Origin of the sequence: Micromonospora sp. NPDC053740 (assembly GCF_040677775.1) — a bacterium.
Taxonomy (GTDB): Bacteria; Actinomycetota; Actinomycetes; order Mycobacteriales; family Micromonosporaceae; genus Micromonospora; species Micromonospora alfalfae.
Window position 1 is genome coordinate 147,994 of record NZ_JBFASO010000006.1, and the last position, 20,680, is coordinate 168,673.

Below are 20,680 nucleotides of genomic sequence, written 5' to 3' on the forward strand. Positions count from 1 at the left end.
CGGGACAGTAAACGCAAGATCGCGGAGCGGGGTGGGGTGGGTTAGATCAGGTTCCAGGTCAGGGGGGTGCCGCGGGGGACGTCGGTGGTGAAGGTGCGGCCCAGGACCCGGTCGATCTCCACGGGCGCCAGCCCGCCGGCCGGCCGGATCGAGCGGACGTTGTGCGCGGTCACCGGATCGCCGGCCCGGACGTCCTCGACCACGAAGAGCGACCGGCGGAACCGTAGCCCCTCCCGCTCCGCGGGGGTCGGTCCGACAGCGGTGCCGCCCAGCGCGTCGTAGGCGCGGCCGGACTCGGCGACCAGGGCCGTGAGCTCCGCCGGGTTCAGGGAGAAGTCCGAGTCCACGCCGCCGTCGGCCCGGTCCAGTGTCACGTGCTTCTCGATGAAGCAGGCACCGAGCGCCACCGAGGCGACCGCCACCCCGATGCCGGGCGTGTGGTCGGAGAGCCCGACCGGCACGTCGAACGCGCCGGCCAGCACCGGCAACCGGCGCAGGTTGCTGTCGGCCGGCGGAGCCGGGTAGGACGCGGTGCAGGCCAGCAGGACGATGCCCGCCGCGCCACCGGCTCGGGCGGTGCGTACGGCGGCGTCGATCTCGGCGACGGTCGCCATCCCGGTGGAGATCACCATCGGCTTGCCGGTGCTGGCCACCAGTCGGATCAGCGGCAGGTCGACCAGTTCCGACGAGGCGATCTTGTACGCGGGCGCGTCCAGCGACTCCAACAGCTCCACGGCTGTCGCGTCGAACGGCGACGAGAAGACGGTCAGGCCACGCTCGCGGGCCCGCTCGAAGATCGGGGCGTGCCACTCGTACGGGGTGTGCGCGCGTTCGTAGAGGCGGTACAGGTTCTCCCCGCCCCACAGCTCGTGCCCGCTGGAGATCCGAAACGCCGGGGTGTCGACGTCGATGGTGATGGTGTCCGGCCGGTACGTCTGGAGCTTGAGCGCGTGCGCCCCGCTCGCGGCCACCGCGTCGACGATGGCCAGCGCCCGGTTCAGATCGCCGTTGTGGTTGCCGGACATCTCGGCGACCACCAACGGTCGCTCCCCGGCACCGACCGCGTGCGGTCCGATCTTGATTGTCGCTGTCATTCCGACCTCTGCTCAGGTACGCCCGCACCGGGGTGCGGTGGTGCTGTCGTCGTCCACCCGGCGGGCGGACGACCTGGGACATCAGGGCGGCGGGAGCCGCCAGGGCTCCCGGTGTGCTCCGCCCTGGGGTCGATCACGGCAACCGGCCGACGGCCAGCGCGTCGCGCCGCTCCGGCGCGAGCCCACCCTCGCGCGTCGGCCCGGCGCTCGCCCCTCGCCCCGGGTCCTCGTCGGCGGCGAGCGAACCGCCCTCGGCGCCACCCACCGGGGCGGACCGACGCAGGAGACCAGCGACCCGGTGGGCCCGGCGCAGCGCCGAGTACGCCACCCAGTCACCCCGCCCGACGAGGCGGTGCTTGAGCCCGGTCACGCCCGGGGGCAGCGGGTAGCCACCGGTGGGCAGGTAGCGACGGTAGTGCGCGGCGGCCCGGTGGAAGAAGTCGCGTCGCAGGTGTGGGTGCAGCCGGCCGTCGTTGCCCACCACCACCAGGTAGTGGCTGATCATCAACTCGAACAGCTCGGCCTGCAACCGCTCGTCAGGGTGCTTCCGGGCGACCCAGTCCATCAGCCGCTCGTACTGGGTGAAGGCGTCGAAGTGCCGTCCGCTGCGGGTGGAGGTGATCGCGCCCTGGCGGCCCTGGCGGTACAGGTAGCAGACCCGGTCCAGCACGGAGATCTTCTCGGCCCCGATCAGCAGGGGGTGGCTGAACGGGATGTCCTCGTACCAGCCGGGGAAGAACCGCAGCTCCAGCTCGTCCATGAAGTCCCGGCGGACCACCTTGTTCCAGGCGGTGTGCTGCACCCGCAGCAGCTGCGGCTGGTCGGCCAACCGGGTCACGCCGGTGATCCCGCCCAGCAGCGGGCTGCTCGCGTCGACCTCCCGCCGGCCGTCCTCGTGCACCCGCAGGTGGTCGAGCATCAGCACGTCGGGCTGGTGCTGGCGAAGCCGGTCCAGCACCGCCGCGATCGTGCCGGGTGGCAACCAGTCGTCGCTGTCGACGAACCAGACGTACCTGCCGGTGGCCACGTCGAGCCCGGCGTTGCGGGCCAGCCCCAGACCCACGTTGCTGCTCAGGTGCACGACACGTACGCGGTCGCGGCTGACCGCGTACGAGCGGAGCATGTCGCCGCAGCCGTCCGGGGAGGCGTCGTCGACGGCGATCAGCTCGACCGCGTCCGACTCGCCCGCCGGGATGTCGGACCGGATCGACTCGAGGCACTGGTACAGGTACGCCTCGACGCCGTACACGGGCACGACGATGCTCAGCAGCGGTGCGTGCGTCGGCTCATTGACCACGTCCGCCACCTTCGACGACCCGGGTGGCCGGCCCCGGAACCTGACGTTGCCGCCGATGGTGGACTCTCTGAACTCCCGCCCAGCGGAAGGTTAACGCCGGGCCGGTGGGCGGTTTCCGGCCCGGGGAACGCGGGCTCGTGGGGCGGGTGGGATGCGTCCGGTTCACCCGGGACTGACCCGGTAGGGTGCCTCGGTGCGGCCCTGCCGGGTCGTCGTGGGCGTCGCCGTCGCGCCGTCCGACGCCGCGACGAGGAGGCTACGACCGTGTTGGTGACCCTGCCGAGCGCCGGGATCCCGGCATGACGAGCGTCGCCGCGACGTCGGCCGCCCGGCCCGCGCCGACCCTGTCCCGGCTGCCCTCGCTGACCGGGCTGCGGTGGATCGCCGCTCTGCTGGTCTTCGGCTTTCACGCCGGCACCATGCGGATCATCGCCGAGCCGGACTACAAGGCCGTCGTCGACGCGCTGTTCACCCTCGGTCTCTCCGGGGTGCAGTTCTTCTTCATCCTCAGCGGTTTCGTGCTGGTCTGGTCGGCCCGCGAGGGGGATTCCCGGCGTACCTTCTGGCGGCGACGGATCGCCAAGATCTACCCGAACCACCTGGTGCTGTTTGTGGCGACGGTTGCGGTCGCCTGGTGGTTCGCCGACCCGGTCCTGCCGGCGGCGGCGTTGGAGAACCTGCTGCTGTTGCAGGCGTGGGACCCCCGTCCGGGCTGGTTCTACAGCATCAACACCGTCAGCTGGTCGTTGTCCTGTGAGTTCTTCTTCTACCTGTGTCTGCCGCTGGCGCTGCCACTGCTGCGCCGGGCCAAACCGAAGCTGCTCTGGGCGCTGATCGTCGCGCTGCCGCTGCTGATCCTCGCGCTCTGGCCGGCGCAGGAGTTGGTGCCGGAGGTGAGCCGCTGGTGGTTCACCCAGATCTTCCCGCCGGTGCGGTCGCTGGAGTTCTGGCTGGGCGCGGTGGCGGCCGAGTTGATGCGTCGAGGGCTCTGGCGCGGCCCCGGTCTGACAGTGGCCAGCGGCATCTTCGTGGTCACCTGGGTGGCGGCCGCGCAGTGGATCCGCGCCGAGCTGTGGACCACGCTGCTCGCTGTCGCGTACCTCCTGGTGATCACCGCGGCCGCGGACGCTGACGTGCGGGGTCGGCGCTCGCCGTGGCGGTACCGGCCGCTGGTCTGGCTCGGTGAGGTGTCGTTCGCCTTCTACCTGGTGCACGTGCTGGTGATGACGAGCGTGCTGCGCTGGAGCGGGACCTGGGGGATCGGCTTCGCGGGCTGGCGTGGCCCGGCCGTGGTGCTCGGCTTCCTGGCGGCGAACCTGATCCTCGCCGGGCTGCTGCACCGCTTCGTCGAAACCCCGATGATGCGCCGGCTCGCGCCGCGCCGCGCGGCCCGTCCGGCGCCCGTCCCCCGACAACGTGCGGGCGGCGACGACGACGCACGTGACAGTGCACGCAGCGCCCGCGGCGAGGTCGACGGACCTGTCGACGAGGTCGGTCAGGCCGGCGGACGATCAACGTACGTCGACCTGCGCTGACAACGTCCACCCTGGTCAACAGGGTCGGCGCGGCGTGATCCGACACGCCCGTGGTCGGTGCGCCCGGGTCGGCGCGACGGTAGCGTTGGGGCGTGCTTCCGGTCGCGTTCACCTGTCCGCTGTGGTGGGTGGCGCGCTGGGCGACCCGGGTGCTGACCAGCCTCGCCGTCGTCGCGGCCCTGGCGCTCGGCGCAGGCCCGGCCACGGCCGCCACGCCACCACCCGGCCCGGTGCCGACGTCGAGCGCGGTGCCGGCCACTGTCGCCGCCGGCTCGCTGGCGGCCTCCTACCGGCACCCCGGGGCACCCCGAGCGGCCCGCCCGGCCCTGGCGGTGGCGCCGCAGACCGCCGAAGAGGCGATCCCGACATGGTCGATCGACGCGCCGGTGGCGCTCCCCGGCGATCAGAACACCATCGTGGCCGACGCCCTGCCGGTCCGCGCGGCCAAAGCTGACCTGCCGCCCCTCGTCGATGCCGCGAGCGGTCGGGCTTCCCGGGCCCCACCCGGGCGCTGAGCCACCGGGACGACCGTCCCGTCACCGCGCCCTGTCGACCCACCCGCTCTCTGACCCGCCGACCCGTGGCCACAGTGGCCCGCAGGTCGGCGTGGCTCCCCACCGCACTGCTCTCTCCCCGAGGTGCCGACCATGGAGACCGTCGTCTTCTACCAGTTCGTGACCGAGATGCCGCGGGCCGCCGCCATCTGGTCGACGCTGTTCCTGCTGACCCTGGGCCTGCTCACCGTGCTGGCCGCCCGCCCCGAACGGGACCGGCCCACTGACGACCCGCTCCCGGCCGGGCCCACTGCTCGGGAGTTGGCCGCCGCCGAGGCCGTCGACAGGCGCCGCTACGCCGAGGAGGTGGCCGTCGCCGCGGCAGGCGCGGCCACCACAGCCAAGCGGCGACGCGCCGCCTGGCTGACCGCTCAGGAGCAGCTGGAGCGGGCCTGGATCGGGTACGACGAGGCGGACACCGCCGCGCGTCGCTTCGCCGGCGCCGGTGCGCTGCCCACCCCGCAGACCCCGCACACCCCCGCCGAGTACGCCGCCCGGGAACGCTATCTGCACCGGGCGGCGATGGCGGCGTACTGGCGGGGCGACCTGACCATGGCCCAGCTCGGCGACGTGTTCGGGCACCGGCGCTGCTGGGATCCCCGGCGACACCCGGTCGAGCAGGAGGTGCTGATCAGCCGGGTGGTCAGGGATGCGCGGCTAACCGACTACCAGGTGGCCGCCGACAGTGAGCGGGCCGCCTGGCGCGACGCGGAGTTGGCCGCCGAGTCGGCTCGTGCCCTCGCCGAGGAGGCGTACGCGGCGGTGGCCCGGCTCCGCCCGCCAGTGGTCCCTGCGCGCCGCACTGTGGCCGGGGCGCTGCGTCCCGCCGTCGTGGCGCTGTGGCGCCCGGCCCGGGTGGGTTGAGCCCAATCCGTGATGTGAGGCCGGTCACCCAATCGTGAATTAGGACGTCCGACGCGATCGGCGGGATTGTTCCCGCGATTGTGGTCGCGTTCTTTGCGGCCTGTCCGGTTGTCGCCCATAGGCGTCGCCGTAACCGGTTGTCCCATCGAGTCACATCATCGGCAATACGCGCAGAAATTGTCTCACCGATTGGGGTTTACGCAGGTGAACCTGGCTTGGCAGGGCGCGGAGCCGCCAGTACTGTCGTCCTGTCCGATGCGGTAACCGATCGCAAGAGGCGACGCCGCATCGACCCGCTTAATCGTGATCAACGAACCGGGGACCCACCAGTAAGTCCGGGGTGAATCCGCGAGCCACGGCCCGCGGTAGGGCGATCTTCCCGCCCGAATCCGTCAGCTAACCCGGTAGGCGGTGTCGGAAGGAGTCAACTCCTCGTGCAGCACCTTTCCACCCCTCGGTTGTTCCCTCGCCTCCACGGCGCGGCGATGCACCCGCTCATTCGTCCAGTGACGGTGAGCTGACCCCCCGGGTCATCGCCTTCCCCGCCCGGCCGCGCCGGGCGTTCCCCTGAGCGGTTCACCATCCGCGGACCACGGTCCGCGCGCTGGCGCCTGCCCGGATACCGGTCCGGCCCCGGTGTGCCGCTCTCCCCCCCGATCCGTGGAGGACCCCGTGAAGCACACCCTGAAGCGTCAGCTCCGCCGCCTCGCCACCGAGCGCCCGTACCAGATCGTCGCCGCCTCGGCTGCGGCCCTCGCGATCGCCACCACCACCGGCGCCCTGCTCACCACCGCCGACGACGCCCCGGCCGGCCAGCGCACCGCGACCACTGTCGCCGAGATGCGCAGCGACGTCGCCGCCTCCCGCGGTGAGGCTCGGGACGCGTCCCCCTCGGCCAGCACCGCCCCGACCACTGCCGCCCCGGCCACCAGCGCCGCGTCCCCCGCCGCCAAGGCCAGCAGCAACCCGGACCTGACCCGTAAGCCGACGCCGCCGAAGCCGCCCGCGACGAAGGTGCTCGACTACGACTACGAGGCGCAGAACACCTACTACAACTGCGGTCCGGCGGCCACCCGCAACGCGCTCAGCGCCGCCGGCATCGACCGCACCCAGGAGCAGCTCGGCGCCAAGCTGGGCACCACCGAGATGGGCACCAACTCGGCCGAGGACACCACCCGGGTGCTCAACGCCGAGGTGAAGGGCTCCCCGTACCGGACCCGGATGTTCCCCGGCGCGCCCAGCCCGGCCCAGATGGACCGCCTCCAGGCCGACGTGGTGAAGGCCATCACCGACGGCCGGGGCGTGGTGGCCAACGTCGTCGGGGACGCCACCGACACCGACGGCGGCTGGCACTCCTACGGCGGCGGGCACTACATCGCCGTCGTGGGCTACAAGGACAACGGTCGCACCGTGCGGATCGCCGACTCGGCGAACCCGGCCGACCCGTCGTACTGGATCACCACGATCGACCTGGCCAACTGGATCACCAGCCGGGGCTACTCCGCCTGACCCGGGCACGCTGACCGCCGCGGGCGCCGTCCCCCACAAGGGGCCGGCGCCCGCGGCGTCTTCGGCTGTGCGGTCAGTAGGTGATGAAGCCGTACAACGCCTTGTGGTTCGACTTCGTCCCGACCACAGTGTGGTCGACGGCGGACGACTGCACACCGCCCCTGACGAACAAGTAGTCGATCTTGCTGGAACCGTTGGTGGCCGCCGATCCGTACCCGGTCATGCCGTAGCCGCTGAGCGTGCCGGGGGCGATGCCGGTGCGGTTCGCGTCGATGCCCACCACGCGGATCGTCGACGCGTTCAACAGCGTGGTCGCGTCCGCACCGAGGTGGATGCCGCTGTTGGCGACGCCCCGGTCGCCGTCGCCGGCGCAGGCGTTCTGCCGATTCTCCTGCGGCAGGTGCATCGTCGCGGCGAACACGCTGGTGCCGGTCGCCTTGATGGTGAAGCGCGCCGCGATCGCGCTGGTCCGCTTCCACTTGTAATAGTCGGTGCTGTCCGGGTCGCTGTTCGGCGGCTTGTACAGCGTGCACCCGGCGCCGTTCGCGTACGCCGTGCCCGGCTTGAGCCAGCCGGCGCTCCAGTACTTCGAGATGTCGCCACTGGCGAGGTTGAGCGTGCGCTTGTTCCAGATGATGGCGTTGGTCTGCTTCTTCTTCAGGTCGCCGAGCGACTGCGAGCTGCACTTGTGCGTGCTGCCCCACGGCTCCGGGTCACTCCACGCCACGATCGCCCCGTAGCTGCCCGCCGGGTAGCCGAACTTCGCCGACAGTTGGTCGGCGTACGCCTCGGCCTGGCCGGTGCCGCGCACCTGCTGCACGATCAGGATGTCGGGTGCCACCACGCCGCTGGTGCCCGTGCGACCGGCGTCGTCGACCAGGATCGAGGTCAGGTGGTCAGGTCCGGAGATCCGGGTGCAGCTCCCGTCGGAGTTGTTCACCACCAGGTTCTCGATGTTGTTGTTGTAGACCCGCAGCACCCGGTCGGCCGCCGCGGGCGCTGCGCCGTTCGGTGCGGCCACGTCCGATGGCGTCGCGGACGCCCGGTGCGGTACGCCGAGCGTGACGGCTGCCAGTGCCGCGACCAGCGCCAACCCGTACATCCTGTACACAGTGGCTCCCCTCCGGACGGAATCGACAGGTGACTCTCTCCGTCCGGCCCGGAACTTTACAGTGGATCAACCTTTGGTGGGGGCGGTGTGGATGACGGCTCTCGTACCAGGTCGTGAACCGTGGGAGACTGCGGCCGTGGTGGATGAATCGGGTGGTCAAGCCGGTCGCGGGCGGGTCCTGCTGCTCCTGCACGGGATGGGCACGACCGGGGACGTCTGGTTGCCGTGGGCGCCGCTGCTGGAGCAGCGCTGGGCGGGGCGGTGGCTGGCACCGGACCTCGCCGGCCATGGCTGGGCGGCACCACTTCAGTCGTACACCTTCGCGGGATTCGCCGACCGGATAGCGCGCGGCCTGGCACCCGGCGACCGGCTCGTCGTGCTCGGGCACTCGCTGGGCGGGGTGGTCGGCCTCGCGCTGGCCGCCCGCGCCGCCGGTACGCCCGTGGACGCAGTGGTCGGGCTGGGCATCAAGGCCGTCTGGTCACCCGACGAGCTGACCCGCGCCGCCGACCTCGCCGCCCGGCCGGTGAGCTGGTTCGCCACCCGGGCCGAGGCGGCTCGCCGCTACCTGCGGGTCTCCGGGCTGGCCGGCCTGGTCTCGCCGGACCACCCGGTGGTGGACGCCGGGCTGCGTCAGGTCGACGGCCGGTGGCGCCTCGCCATGGACCCGACCGCCTTCGCCGTCGGTGAGCCCGACCTGGCCGGGCTGCTGGCGGCGACCGACGTGCCGGTGGTGCTGGCGCGCGGGGAGAACGATCCGATGGTCACCGACGAACAGCTCAAGGAGTACGGCGTACCGGTAGCCACGCTGCCCGGTCTCGGGCACAACGCGCACGTGGAGGACCCGGCGGCGGTGCTGGCGCTGCTCGACCCGTACCGCTGAGCGGCTACGCCGGTGTGGACGCGGCCAGTGTCTCAGCCGGTGCCAGCTCCCGGCGGGCGGCGGTCAGGAACGCCTCGGCGTACGCCTCGGCCGGGAAGTCGCCCAGGTAGCGGCGGCGGGTGGCCCAGCGGGCCTCGGCCAGCGGGTCGGTGTCCAGCAGTGCGCTCAGCACCTCGTCCACGTTGGACATGTCCCGACGCAACACGTAACCCGACCCGGCCAGCGGGAACCGCTCCACGAACCGGTCGCCCTCGTCGCCCATGTCGGTGACCGCGTACGGCTTGCCGGAGTAGAGGAAGTCCGAGATCACGCCGGACACGTCGGAGACCAGCGCGTCGGCGGAGTTGACGCACTCGGTCAGGCTCAGCTTCCGAGCCGACGCGCCGACCACGTGCTGGCGGCCGGTGCGGGCCCGGTCGGCGACGAGCAGCTCGGTCAGGCGGCCCAGTTGGCGGGCCGACGCCGGGTTCTGCGTGGTGTACGGGTGGGCTCGCAGGATCACCGTCGCGCCGCGCTCCAACAGTCGGCGCAGCAGGCTTTCGGCCACCGGCAGCGAGCAGTAGTCGGCGTCGGCGTTGTGCCCGGTCCAGGTTGGCGTGTAGAGCACGGTCGGGTGCGCCAACCCTCTTGCGGGCTCCGGGCGTACGTCGATCGACTCGACCTGTGGGCGACCCACCACCACGAACTTGTCCGCCGGGATCTGCACTCCGGCGCGGGCGTACCTGTCGATCGCCGCCTGCCCGGCCACGAAGATCCGGTCGAAGATCCCCGACACCGGGTTGGCGCTCGGCGCCTTGTCGCTGTCGCCGTGGTGCAGCTGGATGTGGGTGAGCTGGGTGAAGCGGACACAGTGGCTGTTCTTCGCACCGTGGTTGACGTAGAACGCCGCCCGCAGGGTCGGCACCAACGCCTCGTCCAGCGCCCCCAGGGTGGGGCAGTAGACCACCGGCGCGTCGGTGGCCGCCGCGATCGGGGCCAGGAACTCCGGCTCACGCAGCACGACCAGGAACGGCCGGCCGATCCGTTGCAGATACGGCAGCCACATGGTGACCTGGTATTCCGAGCCGGGAGGCGCGGAGAAGTAGAGCAGGAATTCCGGCTGGTGCCGGCGCAGCGCGGCGGCCACCGACCCGCCCCCGGACCGTGGGCGGAACCGTCGCCGGGCGAGGTCCAGAGCGACCGCACCGGCGCCCGCGCCGACCAGCAGGCTGGCGGCCAGGGCCACACCGGCCGGCAGGGCGAGAGCGGCGGCGAGCGCCACGGCGGCGAGCAGCCCGAGCAGGGCCGTGCCGAGCCGGTCGGCGATCAGTGGCGTCCAGGCGCGTACCGGAAGGTTGGCCGCCCGGATCTCCAGAGCACCGGCGGTGCGCAGCGGCCCCACCAGCAGCACCAGCCCCAGCAGGACCAGCCCGGTGGCGACAAGCGCGAGGTCGAGCCCGTCGTCCAGCCGCCGGGAGTAACCGACCAGGATCGCCGCGGCGATCAACGCGGTCTCCGCCACCAGGTCGGCGCTGGGCCGGATCCGCTGCTCGGCGGCCGAGGCGGCCAGCGCGGCGACCGCCAACGCCAGCCCCCAGCCGGTGGCGCCGGTCAGCGCCAGCACGACAAAGGCCAGCACTGCCAACCCGGTGGTCAGGCACCGGGCGGCCAGCTTTCGGACCAGGTCGCCGCGCATGTCGCTCCGTTCGTGGTTCCGCAGCCGTCGACGTCAGTTGGTGGACGTCGCGCCGGCCGGTGCCTCGACCCGACCCGACCCGGACTGCGTCGGCACGCTCGGCGTGGGCCCGTCGCCGGGCGCCCGGCGTACGTCGATCACCTGACCGGTCAGGTCGGAGATCAGCACGTCCAGCGACGACTGGGCGACGGCCTCCGCGGCGAGCAGGGTGTGCTCCGGCTCCTCGCCGAAGGCCCGCGTCCGCATCGGGGTGGCGGTGCGCTCCGGGTTGATGCAGTTGACGCGGACGCCCACGTCGGCCCACTCGTCGGCGAGCGCCTGGGTGAGGTTGACCAGGGCGGCCTTGGTGGCCGAGTAGAGCGCGTAGCGGGCCCGGCCCCGGGTGTAGGAGCTGGAGGTGTAGAGCAGCAACTGGCCCTTGGTCTGCTGGAGGTACGGAAGGGCCTGGCGGGCGATGGTCACCGGGCCGACGAAGTTGACCTGGAGCAGCCGGTCCATGGTCTCCTCGTCCATCTCGGCGAGGGCGCCCTTCTCCAGGATGCCGGCGGTGACCACCACGTGGTCGATCCGGCCGGTGGCCTCGAAGGCGGTCGTCAGCGCGGCCTCGACGTCCTCGGCCCGCTCCACGTGGGTGCCCGTGCTGGAACGGCTGAACGGGAAGACCTGGGCGCCGTAGCGCCGGGCCAGCTCGGTCAACTCGTGGCCGATGCCGTAGCTGCCGCCGAACACCACGATGGTCCGGCCGGTCAGCTCCTCGCTGTAGCTGCGGTGGTCGGTGAGTCGGGGCGCCTGCGCGGCGGCGAGCTGGAAGAGCTTGTCCGCCAGGTGCACGTCGACCGGGTGGGTGACCTTGATGTTCTCGTCCGAACCGTCGATCACCTTGATCGGGGTGCCGGGCAGGTAGCGCAGCACCACGCCACAGTCGTCGGTGGCGGCGAAGTCCGGGTCGTCCTCGGCGATCTGGTACGCCGCGCGGATCGTGGGGGAGCGGAACGCCTGCGGGGTCTGACCACGGCGCAGCCGGGAGCGCACCGGGATGTCGGTGATGCAGTCGTTCTCGTCGACCTGGATGATCGTGTCCGCGGAGGGGATTGCCACGTCCACGGCGTCGTAGCTCCAGAGCGCGTTGACGCACTCGCGCACGATCCGGCCGCTGAGCAGCGGGCGCACCGCGTCGTGGAAGAGGATGTTGCAGTCTTCCGGGCCGACAGCGTCCAGCGCGATCCGGGTGGTGGCGTTGCGGGTGTCACCGCCCTCGATCACCTTGGTGACCTTGCGCAGGCCGGCCTTCTCGACGATCTGCTGGGCGTCCTCGAGGTGGCCGGTGGCCATCAGCACGATGATCTCGTCGATCTCCGGTGCCGCCTCGAAGACCGCCAGGGTGTGCTCGATGATCGGCTTACCGGCGATCTTCAGCAGCTGCTTCGGGATGCCGAGGCCCAGTCGGGTCCCGGTGCCGCCGGCCAGAACCACCGCCACTGTCCGTGCGGGCCGCCACGGTGTCGGGGTCTCCGCTTCGGCGTCCGGGCCAGGGGTCTGGTCCTGCGTCATTGCCGGATCCTCACTCTCAGGGATGCGTTAACGGAAGGTTCCGCCCGAGCGGCGACGGAATGAACCTTAACGCGCGGACCGCGTCGCCCCAACGCGGGCGACGCGGTCCTCGGGTGCCATGTCGGCGCTGGACGTTCGGCGGAACTCTACTTGCTGTTCGCGTACGCCTCGTACGCCCGGATGACCTCGTCGGTGGGGCCATCCATCCGGATGACGCCCGATTCCAGCCAGATCGTCCGTTCGCAGGTGTCCCGTACGGAGGAGAGCTGGTGGCTGACCAGGAACACCGTTCCCGCGCCCTCCCGCAGCTCCCGCACCCGCTGCTCGCTGCGCTTACGGAAGCCCTTGTCGCCGGTGGCCAGCGCCTCGTCGATGAGCAGCACGTCGTGCTTCTTGGCGGCGGCGATGGAGAACCGCAGCCGGGCCGCCATGCCCGACGAGTACGTCCGCATCGGCAGGCTGGCGAAGTCACCCCGCTCGTTGATCCCGGAGAAGTCGATGATCCCCGCGGCCTGTTTGGCAACGTCGTCGGGGTGCATGCCCATGGCCAGGCACCCGAGGACGACGTTGCGTTCGCCGGAGAGGTCGTTGAGCAGGGCGGCGTTGACGCCCAGCAGCGACGGCTGCCCCTGGGTGTGGATGGCGCCCCGGTTCACCGGCAGCAGACCGGCGATGGCCCGCAGAATTGTGGACTTGCCGGAGCCGTTGCTGCCGATCAGCCCGATCGCCTCACCCCGGTACGCGGTGAAGGAGATGCCCTTGACCGCGTGCACCTCCCGGACGTTCGGCGCATGGGTGCGCTTGACCAGCCGGCGCAGCGCTGCCACCGGCGTGGTGCCACCGGCGGCGCCCTGGTGGACCCGGTAGATGATGTGCGCGTCGTCCACGACCACTGTCGGGATGCGCTCCTGGGTGCGGGTCATCGTCGCGCTCGCCTCGGTGGGGGCGTCGAAGTGATCAACCACGGCCGTACTCCTGTTCGCCGCGCCAGAAGTAGATGAAACCGCCGATGCCGGCGACCAGCGCCCAACCGGCGCCGACCAGCCAGAGTTGGGCCAGCGACTCGTTGAGCAGCGGCGCCTCCTCGAGCAGCGCGTACCGCGCCAGCTCGATGTAGACAAGCAGCGGGTTGTACTGCACAAGTGTCGTCGCCCAGCCGGGCAGCCGGTCGAAGAGGCTGACGCTGTAGAGGACGCCGGAGCCGTACATCCAGGTCCGCATGATGAACGGCATGACCTGCTTCAGGTCGCTCGACTTGGCGCCCAGCCGGGCCACCAGCAGCACCACGCCGGCGTTGAACACCGCCTGCAGCAGCAGCGCCGGCACCAGCAGCAGCCACTCCCAGGTGAGCGGCTCGCCGGTGACCAGCACGATGCCGACCAGCACCACCATCGAGGCCAGCAGTTGCTGGAACTGGGTGATCGTGGTGGACAGCGGCAGGCTGGCCCGGGGGAAGTGCAGCGCCCGGATCAGCCCGAGGTTGCTGCTGATCGACTGGGTGCCGGCCAGGACCGCGCTCTGGGTGAAGTTGAAGATGAACAACCCGGTGGTCAGGTAGGCGATGAAGTTCGGGATGCTGTTCTGTGCGAGCACCACCCCGAAGATCAGGTAGTAGACCGCCGCGTTGGTCAGCGGGGTGAGCACCTGCCAGAGCTGACCCAGCTTGGCGTTGCTGTACGAGGCGACGAGCTTGGCGTTGGCGTACGCGGCGATGAAGTGCCGGTAGGCCCAGAGTCGGCGGCTGTACTCGACGAGGCTGGGTCGCTCACCGGCGACCCGTAGCCCGTGCCGAGCGGCCAGCTGCGCCTGGGTCAGGCCCGTGTCGGGGTCGACCAGCGCGGTGGTGGCCATGGAAATGGCGCTCCGATCTTTCGTGCAGACGGGGGTTGCTCGCGACGATCGAATCCTAGTGGGAAATTTGCGCGGGGCGCCGCCTCGTCGCTGCGAGGACAGTAGTCCGAAACACGTCGGGACGCAACCGTACCGTCGTTGCGCTACGCTGTCCGGCGTGACCTGCGATAAGAGCCCTCGATGACCACCGAAAAGAGGCGGGCGCCGGCCGGCGCCGCGGTGCTGCGTGACGAGATCACCACGGCGATCCGCCGGGCACTGATGCAGGAGCTCGCCGCGGTCGGCTACGGCCGGCTCTCCATCGAGGCGGTGGCCCGGCGGGCCGGCGTCAGCAAGACGGCGATCTACCGACGGTGGAGCTCGAAGCTCGACCTGGTGCTGGAGGTCGTCGCCGCTGCGGCACACGGCAAGCTCCCCGCACTGGACACCGGCACGCTGCGCGGTGACCTCGCGCTGCTGTTCCAGGCGGTGGCGCACGCGCTGCGCCACCCACTGGCGTCGCAGATCATTCCGGATCTCCTGGCCGAGGCGGCGCGCAACCCCAGCATCGACGCGACACTGCGTCAGGTGCTGCACGCCCGGCAGCAGGAGATCGGCGGTCACCTGGTCACCCGGGCCGTGCAACGTGGCGAACTGCCCGCCGACACGGAGCTGGACGCCGCCGTCGACCTCATCGTGGGGCCGCTCTACTGGCGGCTCGCCATCGCCCGTCTCCCACTCACCGACGGCTACCTCGACAATCTTGTCGAATCAGTGGCGGCCGGGCTGGGCGCCGACAGCGCGCTGCCCCGTCCCCGGGCGGCCCCGGTCTCCGGCTGACCACGCCCGCGACACCCCACCACACGGAAAATGGTTCGGCTACCGGTCTCCGCTACGCTGCCCCATTGACACCCGGCCGTAACCGTGCCGAAGCCCGCCCTGCTCCCCAGATGAGAAGGACACCCGTGGCCAACGTCGACAGCATCGCCGTCGCGCCCACCGGTTCGGACCCGGCACCGAGGTCCGACCAGGCTCCCCAGCCCTCCAACGGCACCGGCCGGGCCCCGACGGCCCGGGTCCGCGCGCTGGTCGCGGCCGCCCCGGTGCTGCTCACCGATGGCGCCGTGGTGGCGTTCGCGCTCTGGACCGTTCTCTACCACCTGGCCTTCCTGTTCGGCCTGGCGCCGTCGGCGACGTTCCTGATCTGGGTCGGCGGCTGCCTGGTGGTGCTCGCGGGTTGGCTGTGGCGCCGCCGCCGGGGCCGTACGTCTTCCGCCGCTGGTGGTCCTGCTGATCAGGAGGTCGTCGAGGGCGCCGCCCCGACGTATCCGCGTCCGCTGTTCGCAGTGGTGCTCGGCGCGGGCACGGTCGCCGCGGTCACGGCGGGGCTGACCACCGTCAACGACGGCGTCGGGGACGGAATCCCCTGGTGGATCCCCGGTGGCTTCGGCGCTGTCGCCGCGGCGGGGGCCATGTTCCTCGTCCGACGTCGCTGGCTCGCCACCCCGGCCGGCGACGCCCCGGCGGCCGCCGCGACCCCGCTCTCGTCGGCGTACGCGGTGATCGTTGCTGTCCTGGCCGCGCTCTCGGGGCTCTTCTTCGCGCGCAACTCCGTCGACGACGCCTTCTTCCTCGGTAAGTCGGTCTGGGTGGCCGAACGCGACGAGGTGCCGCTGCGGGATTTCCTGTTCACCGACGGCGTCGCACCGGCGATGAACTCCCAGCCGCCTGTGCCCTCGATCGAGGTCTTCTACGGCGCCTTTGCCCACGTCTTCCACCTGCACGCCGCCTCCGCCACGTGGTTCATCGTGACGCCGGTCATGTCTGTCCTGGCGGTGCTCGCCCTGTGGCGGCTGGTGCAGCGCTGGGCGCCGCGCCGCGCCGTGCTCGCCTTCAGCGTCGCTGTGGCCTACCTCTACCTGGTCGCCGGCGAGGACGCTGCCCTCGGCACCTTCCACCTGACCAGGCTGCACCAGGGCAAGACCATGTTCGTGGCGGCGGTCGTTCCGCTGATGTGGGTCTACCTGACCGAGTGGTTCGACTCGCGTTCCCGCCGAGGGCTGATCCTCATCGCAGCGCTCTCCATCGTGGCCACCGGCCTCTCCACCACCTCCGCGATCGTCCTTCCGCTGCTGGTCGGCGGCGCGGTGTTCGCGATGATGCTGGTCGGCCGTTGGCGGGACGCGATCCTGGCCGGGGCGGCCGCGCTGGTCTACCCCCTCGGCGCGACGGTCTGGTCGCGGCTCAACGCCGGCCCCATCACCGAGAACGCCGCCGCGGCCTTCTACGACGCTGAGGTCACCTACCGGCGGACCATCCTGTTCGGTGTGCTCGGCGTGATCGGTGGCCTGGCCCTGTGGCTCGGCCCCCTGGTCACTCGTCGGCGGACGCCCCAACTGCTCGTCGCGGGCAGCACACTGGCGATGAGCGTGCTGCTCTTCCCCGGTGTCCTCGAGGCGCTCAACAGCCTGACCGGCATCGGCGTCGTGCTCTGGCGGATGCCGTGGATGTTCGCCCTCCCGGCGGTGATCGGCATCCTCTGCACCGTCGACCTGCCGCGCCTGCGGGCGTTCGGGAGCGCCGCGATCGCTGTGGCACTGGTCGCTGGCTTCGCCGTCCTCGGCACGCCCATGTGGTCGCCGAAGAGCTATGTGACGGTGCACGAGCAGCCGGTCTGGAAGCTGCCCCAGCAGCGCAAGTTGATCGTCTTCTGGATGACGCGGCTCGACCGGCCCGACGGCGTGGTGCTGGCCCCGTCCACCCTCATGCACACCGCCCCGATGGTGACCAGCAGGATGCGGGTGGTCAGCCCCAACGACCGTTACCTGCCCGACTACGGCATCGACTCGCCGTTCGCCCAGGACCGGCTGAAGTTGGTGGCGCTCGCCAACGGCAAGCCGGAGCTCGCGCCGGTCCCTGAGTTGGCCGGCGCGATCGAGCGGCTCAATGTCACCACCATCTGTGTCTATTCGGGCAACCAGGTGGCCCGGGACCTGGCTCCGCAGTTGGGTTTCCAGCAGTTCGCCACCCGCAAGCGGCCGGGAGCGATGACCTGTTTCCGTCGCGGATGAGGTCTGGCGCCCACCCCTCGTGCACAGCGCGTGGCGAGGCGCGCCGGACCGTACGGCTACCGAGTTTCTGACCGGAAAGGGCATTGATACCTGAGCGGCGTCCCGATGTCCCCTCGCGTTAAGGTCATAGGTGCACGAGCGGCACGTAGGGGATGTGGTCACCGCCGTGCGGGCTGTGATGCGGGAGTTCAGACATGGGTTGAGGCTGCCAGCTGTCGACAGCTGTCCAGTTCCGCAACAGTCACTCAAGGTGATGGGCGGCGAACCGGGCGCGACGCCTCAGTTTGTCCTCGTCGGGTTATGCCGTGACGAATCCAGGCCCTGCCCGTAACCGATCTAGTAGGGAGCGAAATTCGTTGTTCGGCACGTTGACAGGACGCCTCGGGGTGGCCGCCCAGAGTGCGCTACTGGTACTGGCCTACCTGGTCATGCTCGTCGGTGGCGTATTCGGTTGGGTCGGCCTGTTCGCCGTCGCCGGGTTGGCCGCCATTCTCGGCGAGTTCGCCGTCGCCCGCTGGTCACCGCCATCGCAACTGCTGTTGGAGAAGGTGGGCCTGCACTGGTCGTACCGGCAACTGACCCGCGACCTCGCCGCCGTGTTGCTGGTCGTCGCCGAGGTACGCCTCAGCGGCGGCGAGCTGACCCTCCTGCTGGTGCTGCCGGCCGCGGTCTGGGTCGTGTCGGTCTTCGCGGGTGCGCTCTCCACCATGATCGAGCGTCGTAACCCGCTCTCCGCCATGGTGCGCAACATCGAGCTGGGTCCACTGTCCAGCGCCCCCCAGCCGCCCGCCTGGGCAGCGGCGGTCGCCGGTGACCGGATGCCCCTGCTCAACCTGCTGCTGGTGCCGGCCGGCGTGGCCGCCGCGGTGCAGCACGATCCGACGCCGTTCTTCGTGGCCGGCGCGGTGGCGGTCGTGGCGACCGGTCTGGTGGGCGCCATCATCGCGCTGACCTGGCTGCGGGGTCGGGGCGCCGGGCAGGGCCCGTTGCTGCCGGCGGTCCAGCGCTGGCTGGACAACTACCGGCCGGAGGTGGCGCTCTACTTCGCCGGCCCGGCCAAGGACGTCTACCAGGCGAACATGTGGCTCGCCCCGGCCGAGGCGCTCCAGCAGCGCGCGGTGGTGCTGATGCGCAGCCGGGAGGCGTTCCTGGAACTGGCCGACACCCGGCTGCCGGTGATCTGCGTACCGGCCGGCGTCGACTTCATGAACCTCGACCTCGGCGGGATCCGTGCGGCGCTCTACGCCGCGAACGTGGGCGCGAACATCCACATGCTCCGCGAGCCGGGCACGAAGCACGTCTTCGTCGGGCACGGCGACAGCGACAAGCAGGCCAGCGTCAACCCCTACAGCAAGGTGTACGACGAGGTCTGGGTCGCCGGCCTGGCCGGCCGGGAGCGCTACGCGCGGGCCGGCGTGGGAGTGCTCGACTCGGACATCGTCGAGATCGGTCGGCCGCAGCTCGCCGGGGTGCACACCTTCGGCGCCGAGTCGGTGGACCGGCCGTTCACAGTGCTCTACGCGCCCACCTGGGAGGGTTGGCTCGACGACGACCCGTACCACACCTCGCTGGTGCTGATGGGTGAGCGGATCGTCAAGGGACTGCTCGCCACGAATCCGCGGGTCCGCCTGATCTACAAGCCGCACCCGCTCACCGGTTCGCGGTCCAGGGCGGCGAAGGCCGTGCACGACCGGGTCGTCACGGCGATCCGCGCGGCCGGCGGCAACCCGGACGCGTCCTCGCTGGACGGCACCGAGCACCTGGTGGTCACCGGCCGCACGCCGGCGCTGTTCGACTGCTTCAACCAGACCGACCTGCTGATCAGCGACGTGTCCAGTGTGGTGTCCGACTTCGTGCAGAGCCAGCGGCCGTACGTGGTGGCCAACCCGGCCGGCCTGTCCGAGGACGACTTCCGTCGCGAGTACCCGACGGCGCGGGCCGCGTACCTGCTCTCCAAGGACTGCGGCGAGCTGGAGAAGATCGTGTCGGTCACCCGGGCTGGTGACGACCCGATGACCGAGGCCCGCCGGGAGCTGAAGACCTACCTGCTCGGCCCCGCCGAGGCGAACCCGATGGACCGGTTCCAGCAGGAGATCGACCGGCTCTGCCACTGAGCCCCGTCGCTGCGGCACAGCGCCCGGCCCGACACTGTCGGGTCGGGCGCGTGCGTGTCAGCCGGTAGGGCCGCCACGGATCAGCCCAGCAGGGCGGCCACCGCGTCGGCGGCCGGAAGGCCCGCCGGCAACGCCCGCGCCGCCACCACCGCCGCGACCGGCAGCGGGCCGTACACGTGCGGGAAGAGCTGACCGCCGCGCGACGGCTCCCACCGCAGCGCGTCACCCAGTCGCTCCTCCTCGACGCTGAGCAGAGTCAACCCGGTCGCCCCGGTGAAGTGCCGTCGCGCCGTCTCGACCACCTGGTCGGCCCCGGAGAGATGGATGAACCCGTCCTGCCGGTCGACAGCGGAACCGGTGAAGGAACCGGCGGCGAGGGCGTCGTCCCATTCGGCGCTCGACAGCAGTTTGTAGATCACCACGGCAGCTTACGGTGCCGTGGTCGGCGCGCCCGCCCGGTTTTCGCCGGTACCGCCGCGCCCGTCGCCTCCCGCCGGGCATGCTCAGGTCAAGGGCCGCGGAGGGATGGGCGATGCAGAGCTACGACGATGACTGGACCGACAGCCAGCGCGCGCTGTACGACGAGTGCTACCGGGCCGGCGGCGAGTGGGCCGATGACCCGGACACGTCGTCCGACGACGTGCAGCACGTGATCAACCTGGCCGAGGCGGACGATGACGCCTTCCAGGATGCCGAGATCGACTATCCGGCCCTGGTCGACGCGGTCACCCAGGCCAGCGGGGTCAACGTCACCAGCGTGCCGGCCAGCCACGAGGACCCGGGCTTCCGCGGGTTCACCGACGGCGTCCGGGACGCCATCGCCGACGACACCTTCGGCCTGTAGCCCACCCGGCGCGGGTGGGCGGCCTCCCGGTCCGCGCGCACTTCTGCCACCATTCGCAGAACAGCGCTGCGACGGACGGGGGCACGGGTGCGGATCCTGCTGGTGGAGGACGACCGCCGGGTGGCCGCTGCGCTGTCCTCCGCCCTCACCCGCCGGGGGTACGAGGTCGAGCACGCCGCCACCGTCGCCGCCGCGCTCTCCGCCGCCCCCTGTGACCTGGTGCTGCTCGACCTGACCCTGCCCGACGGGGACGGCACGGACCTGTGCCGGGAGCTGCGTCGGCGCAGCAGTCAGCTCGGCATCATCGCGGTGACTGCCAGGGGTGAGGAACGTGACCGGGTGCTGGGTCTGCGCCTGGGCGCGGACGACTACGTGGTCAAGCCGTTCTCGATGGTGGAGTTGCAGGCCCGGATCGAGGCGGTGTTGCGCCGCGCCGCGAACGCCGCGCCCGAGCGGCACCTCATCGAGGCCGGGCCGGTCCGCATCGACGTGGCCGCGCGGACGGTGACAGTCGACGGCCGTGCCGTCACGTTGACCCGCAAGGAGTTCGACGTGCTGCTCTCGCTGGCCCGCCAGCCCGGGGTGGCGGTGCCCCGCGATCGGATCCTGCTCGACGCCTGGGGCACCACCTGGGCCGACCGGCACACCGTCGAGGTGCACGTGGGGTCGCTGCGCGGCAAGCTCGGCGACGCCCGCCTGGTCGAGACCGTACGCGGCGTCGGTTACCGGCTGCGCGACGCGTGAGGAG

The 20,680-nt window shown here is 71.3% G+C and carries 18 protein-coding genes and 1 riboswitch; of the genes, 10 read left to right on the top strand and 8 right to left on the bottom strand.

Annotated elements, in window-relative coordinates:
• Window positions 1–41: 41 nt before the first annotated feature.
• On the bottom strand, window positions 42–1,094 hold the full coding sequence (gene pseI, locus AB0K35_RS17840) for a pseudaminic acid synthase (protein ID WP_238669338.1): 1,053 nt from the start codon (window positions 1,092–1,094) through the stop codon (window positions 42–44).
• Between the two features lie 133 nt (window positions 1,095–1,227).
• Window positions 1,228–2,391, bottom strand: a complete 1,164-nt coding sequence (locus AB0K35_RS17845; RefSeq protein WP_363886312.1) for a glycosyltransferase — start codon at window positions 2,389–2,391, stop codon at window positions 1,228–1,230.
• Window positions 2,392–2,690: 299 nt separating this feature from the next.
• On the opposite strand from AB0K35_RS17845, the gene AB0K35_RS17850 reads away from it, so the two are divergent.
• The 4 genes from AB0K35_RS17850 to AB0K35_RS17865 all read left to right on the top strand — a co-directional run bounded on the left by AB0K35_RS17850 (window position 2,691) and on the right by AB0K35_RS17865 (window position 6,853).
• Window positions 2,691–3,926 (top strand): acyltransferase, encoded by a 1,236-nt coding sequence (locus tag AB0K35_RS17850; protein WP_363886314.1) that lies wholly within the window; start codon window positions 2,691–2,693, stop codon window positions 3,924–3,926.
• A gap of 92 nt (window positions 3,927–4,018) precedes the next feature.
• Window positions 4,019–4,441 carry a hypothetical protein gene (locus tag AB0K35_RS17855; protein ID WP_363886317.1) on the top strand — a complete coding sequence of 141 codons (423 nt, stop codon included), beginning with the start codon at window positions 4,019–4,021 and terminating at the stop codon, window positions 4,439–4,441.
• Between the two features lie 132 nt (window positions 4,442–4,573).
• Window positions 4,574–5,344 (top strand): hypothetical protein, encoded by a 771-nt coding sequence (locus AB0K35_RS17860; protein WP_238669342.1) that lies wholly within the window; start codon window positions 4,574–4,576, stop codon window positions 5,342–5,344.
• A 284-nt stretch (window positions 5,345–5,628) separates the two neighbouring features.
• A riboswitch (cyclic di-AMP (ydaO/yuaA leader) is annotated at window positions 5,629–5,770 on the top strand.
• A 234-nt stretch (window positions 5,771–6,004) separates the two neighbouring features.
• Window positions 6,005–6,853 (top strand): C39 family peptidase, encoded by an 849-nt coding sequence (locus AB0K35_RS17865; protein ID WP_363886320.1) that lies wholly within the window; start codon window positions 6,005–6,007, stop codon window positions 6,851–6,853.
• 73 nt (window positions 6,854–6,926) lie between these two features.
• Here the strand turns inward: AB0K35_RS17865 and AB0K35_RS17870 are convergent, their stop codons facing one another.
• Window positions 6,927–7,964 (bottom strand): hypothetical protein, encoded by a 1,038-nt coding sequence (locus tag AB0K35_RS17870; RefSeq protein WP_363886322.1) that lies wholly within the window; start codon window positions 7,962–7,964, stop codon window positions 6,927–6,929.
• Between the two features lie 136 nt (window positions 7,965–8,100).
• On the opposite strand from AB0K35_RS17870, the gene AB0K35_RS17875 reads away from it, so the two are divergent.
• Window positions 8,101–8,847, top strand: coding sequence for an alpha/beta hydrolase (locus tag AB0K35_RS17875; protein WP_363886324.1), 747 nt, complete (start codon window positions 8,101–8,103; stop codon window positions 8,845–8,847).
• Window positions 8,848–8,851: 4 nt separating this feature from the next.
• Here AB0K35_RS17875 and AB0K35_RS17880 read toward each other — a convergent pair whose 3' ends face one another.
• The 4 genes from AB0K35_RS17880 to AB0K35_RS17895 all read right to left on the bottom strand — a co-directional run bounded on the left by AB0K35_RS17880 (window position 8,852) and on the right by AB0K35_RS17895 (window position 13,924).
• Window positions 8,852–10,522, bottom strand: a complete 1,671-nt coding sequence (locus AB0K35_RS17880) for a CDP-glycerol glycerophosphotransferase family protein (RefSeq protein WP_238669346.1) — start codon at window positions 10,520–10,522, stop codon at window positions 8,852–8,854.
• A gap of 33 nt (window positions 10,523–10,555) precedes the next feature.
• A complete protein-coding gene (locus AB0K35_RS17885) occupies window positions 10,556–12,073 on the bottom strand; it encodes a bifunctional cytidylyltransferase/SDR family oxidoreductase (RefSeq protein WP_238669347.1) in 1,518 nt (505 codons plus the stop codon).
• A 146-nt stretch (window positions 12,074–12,219) separates the two neighbouring features.
• The gene (locus AB0K35_RS17890; protein WP_036412239.1) at window positions 12,220–12,996 is read right to left on the bottom strand and encodes an ABC transporter ATP-binding protein; all 777 of its coding nucleotides are present in this window, start codon (window positions 12,994–12,996) and stop codon (window positions 12,220–12,222) included.
• Window positions 12,997–13,030: 34 nt separating this feature from the next.
• Window positions 13,031–13,924 (bottom strand): ABC transporter permease, encoded by an 894-nt coding sequence (locus AB0K35_RS17895; protein WP_238669348.1) that lies wholly within the window; start codon window positions 13,922–13,924, stop codon window positions 13,031–13,033.
• A gap of 180 nt (window positions 13,925–14,104) precedes the next feature.
• Here AB0K35_RS17895 and AB0K35_RS17900 point away from each other — a divergent pair, with 180 nt between their 5' ends.
• The 3 genes from AB0K35_RS17900 to AB0K35_RS17910 all read left to right on the top strand — a co-directional run bounded on the left by AB0K35_RS17900 (window position 14,105) and on the right by AB0K35_RS17910 (window position 19,088).
• Window positions 14,105–14,743 carry a TetR/AcrR family transcriptional regulator gene (locus AB0K35_RS17900; RefSeq protein ID WP_238669349.1) on the top strand — a complete coding sequence of 213 codons (639 nt, stop codon included), beginning with the start codon at window positions 14,105–14,107 and terminating at the stop codon, window positions 14,741–14,743.
• A gap of 110 nt (window positions 14,744–14,853) precedes the next feature.
• Complete coding sequence (locus AB0K35_RS17905) at window positions 14,854–16,974, top strand: DUF6077 domain-containing protein (RefSeq protein WP_363886328.1); 2,121 nt, start codon at window positions 14,854–14,856, stop codon at window positions 16,972–16,974.
• A gap of 356 nt (window positions 16,975–17,330) precedes the next feature.
• Window positions 17,331–19,088, top strand: a complete 1,758-nt coding sequence (locus AB0K35_RS17910) for a CDP-glycerol glycerophosphotransferase family protein (protein ID WP_238669351.1) — start codon at window positions 17,331–17,333, stop codon at window positions 19,086–19,088.
• An 80-nt stretch (window positions 19,089–19,168) separates the two neighbouring features.
• Here AB0K35_RS17910 and AB0K35_RS17915 read toward each other — a convergent pair whose 3' ends face one another.
• On the bottom strand, window positions 19,169–19,507 hold the full coding sequence (locus AB0K35_RS17915; RefSeq protein ID WP_238669352.1) for a DUF952 domain-containing protein: 339 nt from the start codon (window positions 19,505–19,507) through the stop codon (window positions 19,169–19,171).
• A gap of 113 nt (window positions 19,508–19,620) precedes the next feature.
• Between AB0K35_RS17915 and AB0K35_RS17920 the strand changes: the two genes are divergently transcribed.
• On the top strand, window positions 19,621–19,932 hold the full coding sequence (locus AB0K35_RS17920) for a hypothetical protein (RefSeq protein ID WP_238669353.1): 312 nt from the start codon (window positions 19,621–19,623) through the stop codon (window positions 19,930–19,932).
• Between the two features lie 87 nt (window positions 19,933–20,019).
• Window positions 20,020–20,676, top strand: coding sequence for a response regulator transcription factor (locus AB0K35_RS17925; protein WP_091401433.1), 657 nt, complete (start codon window positions 20,020–20,022; stop codon window positions 20,674–20,676).
• Window positions 20,677–20,680: the final 4 nt, after the last annotated feature.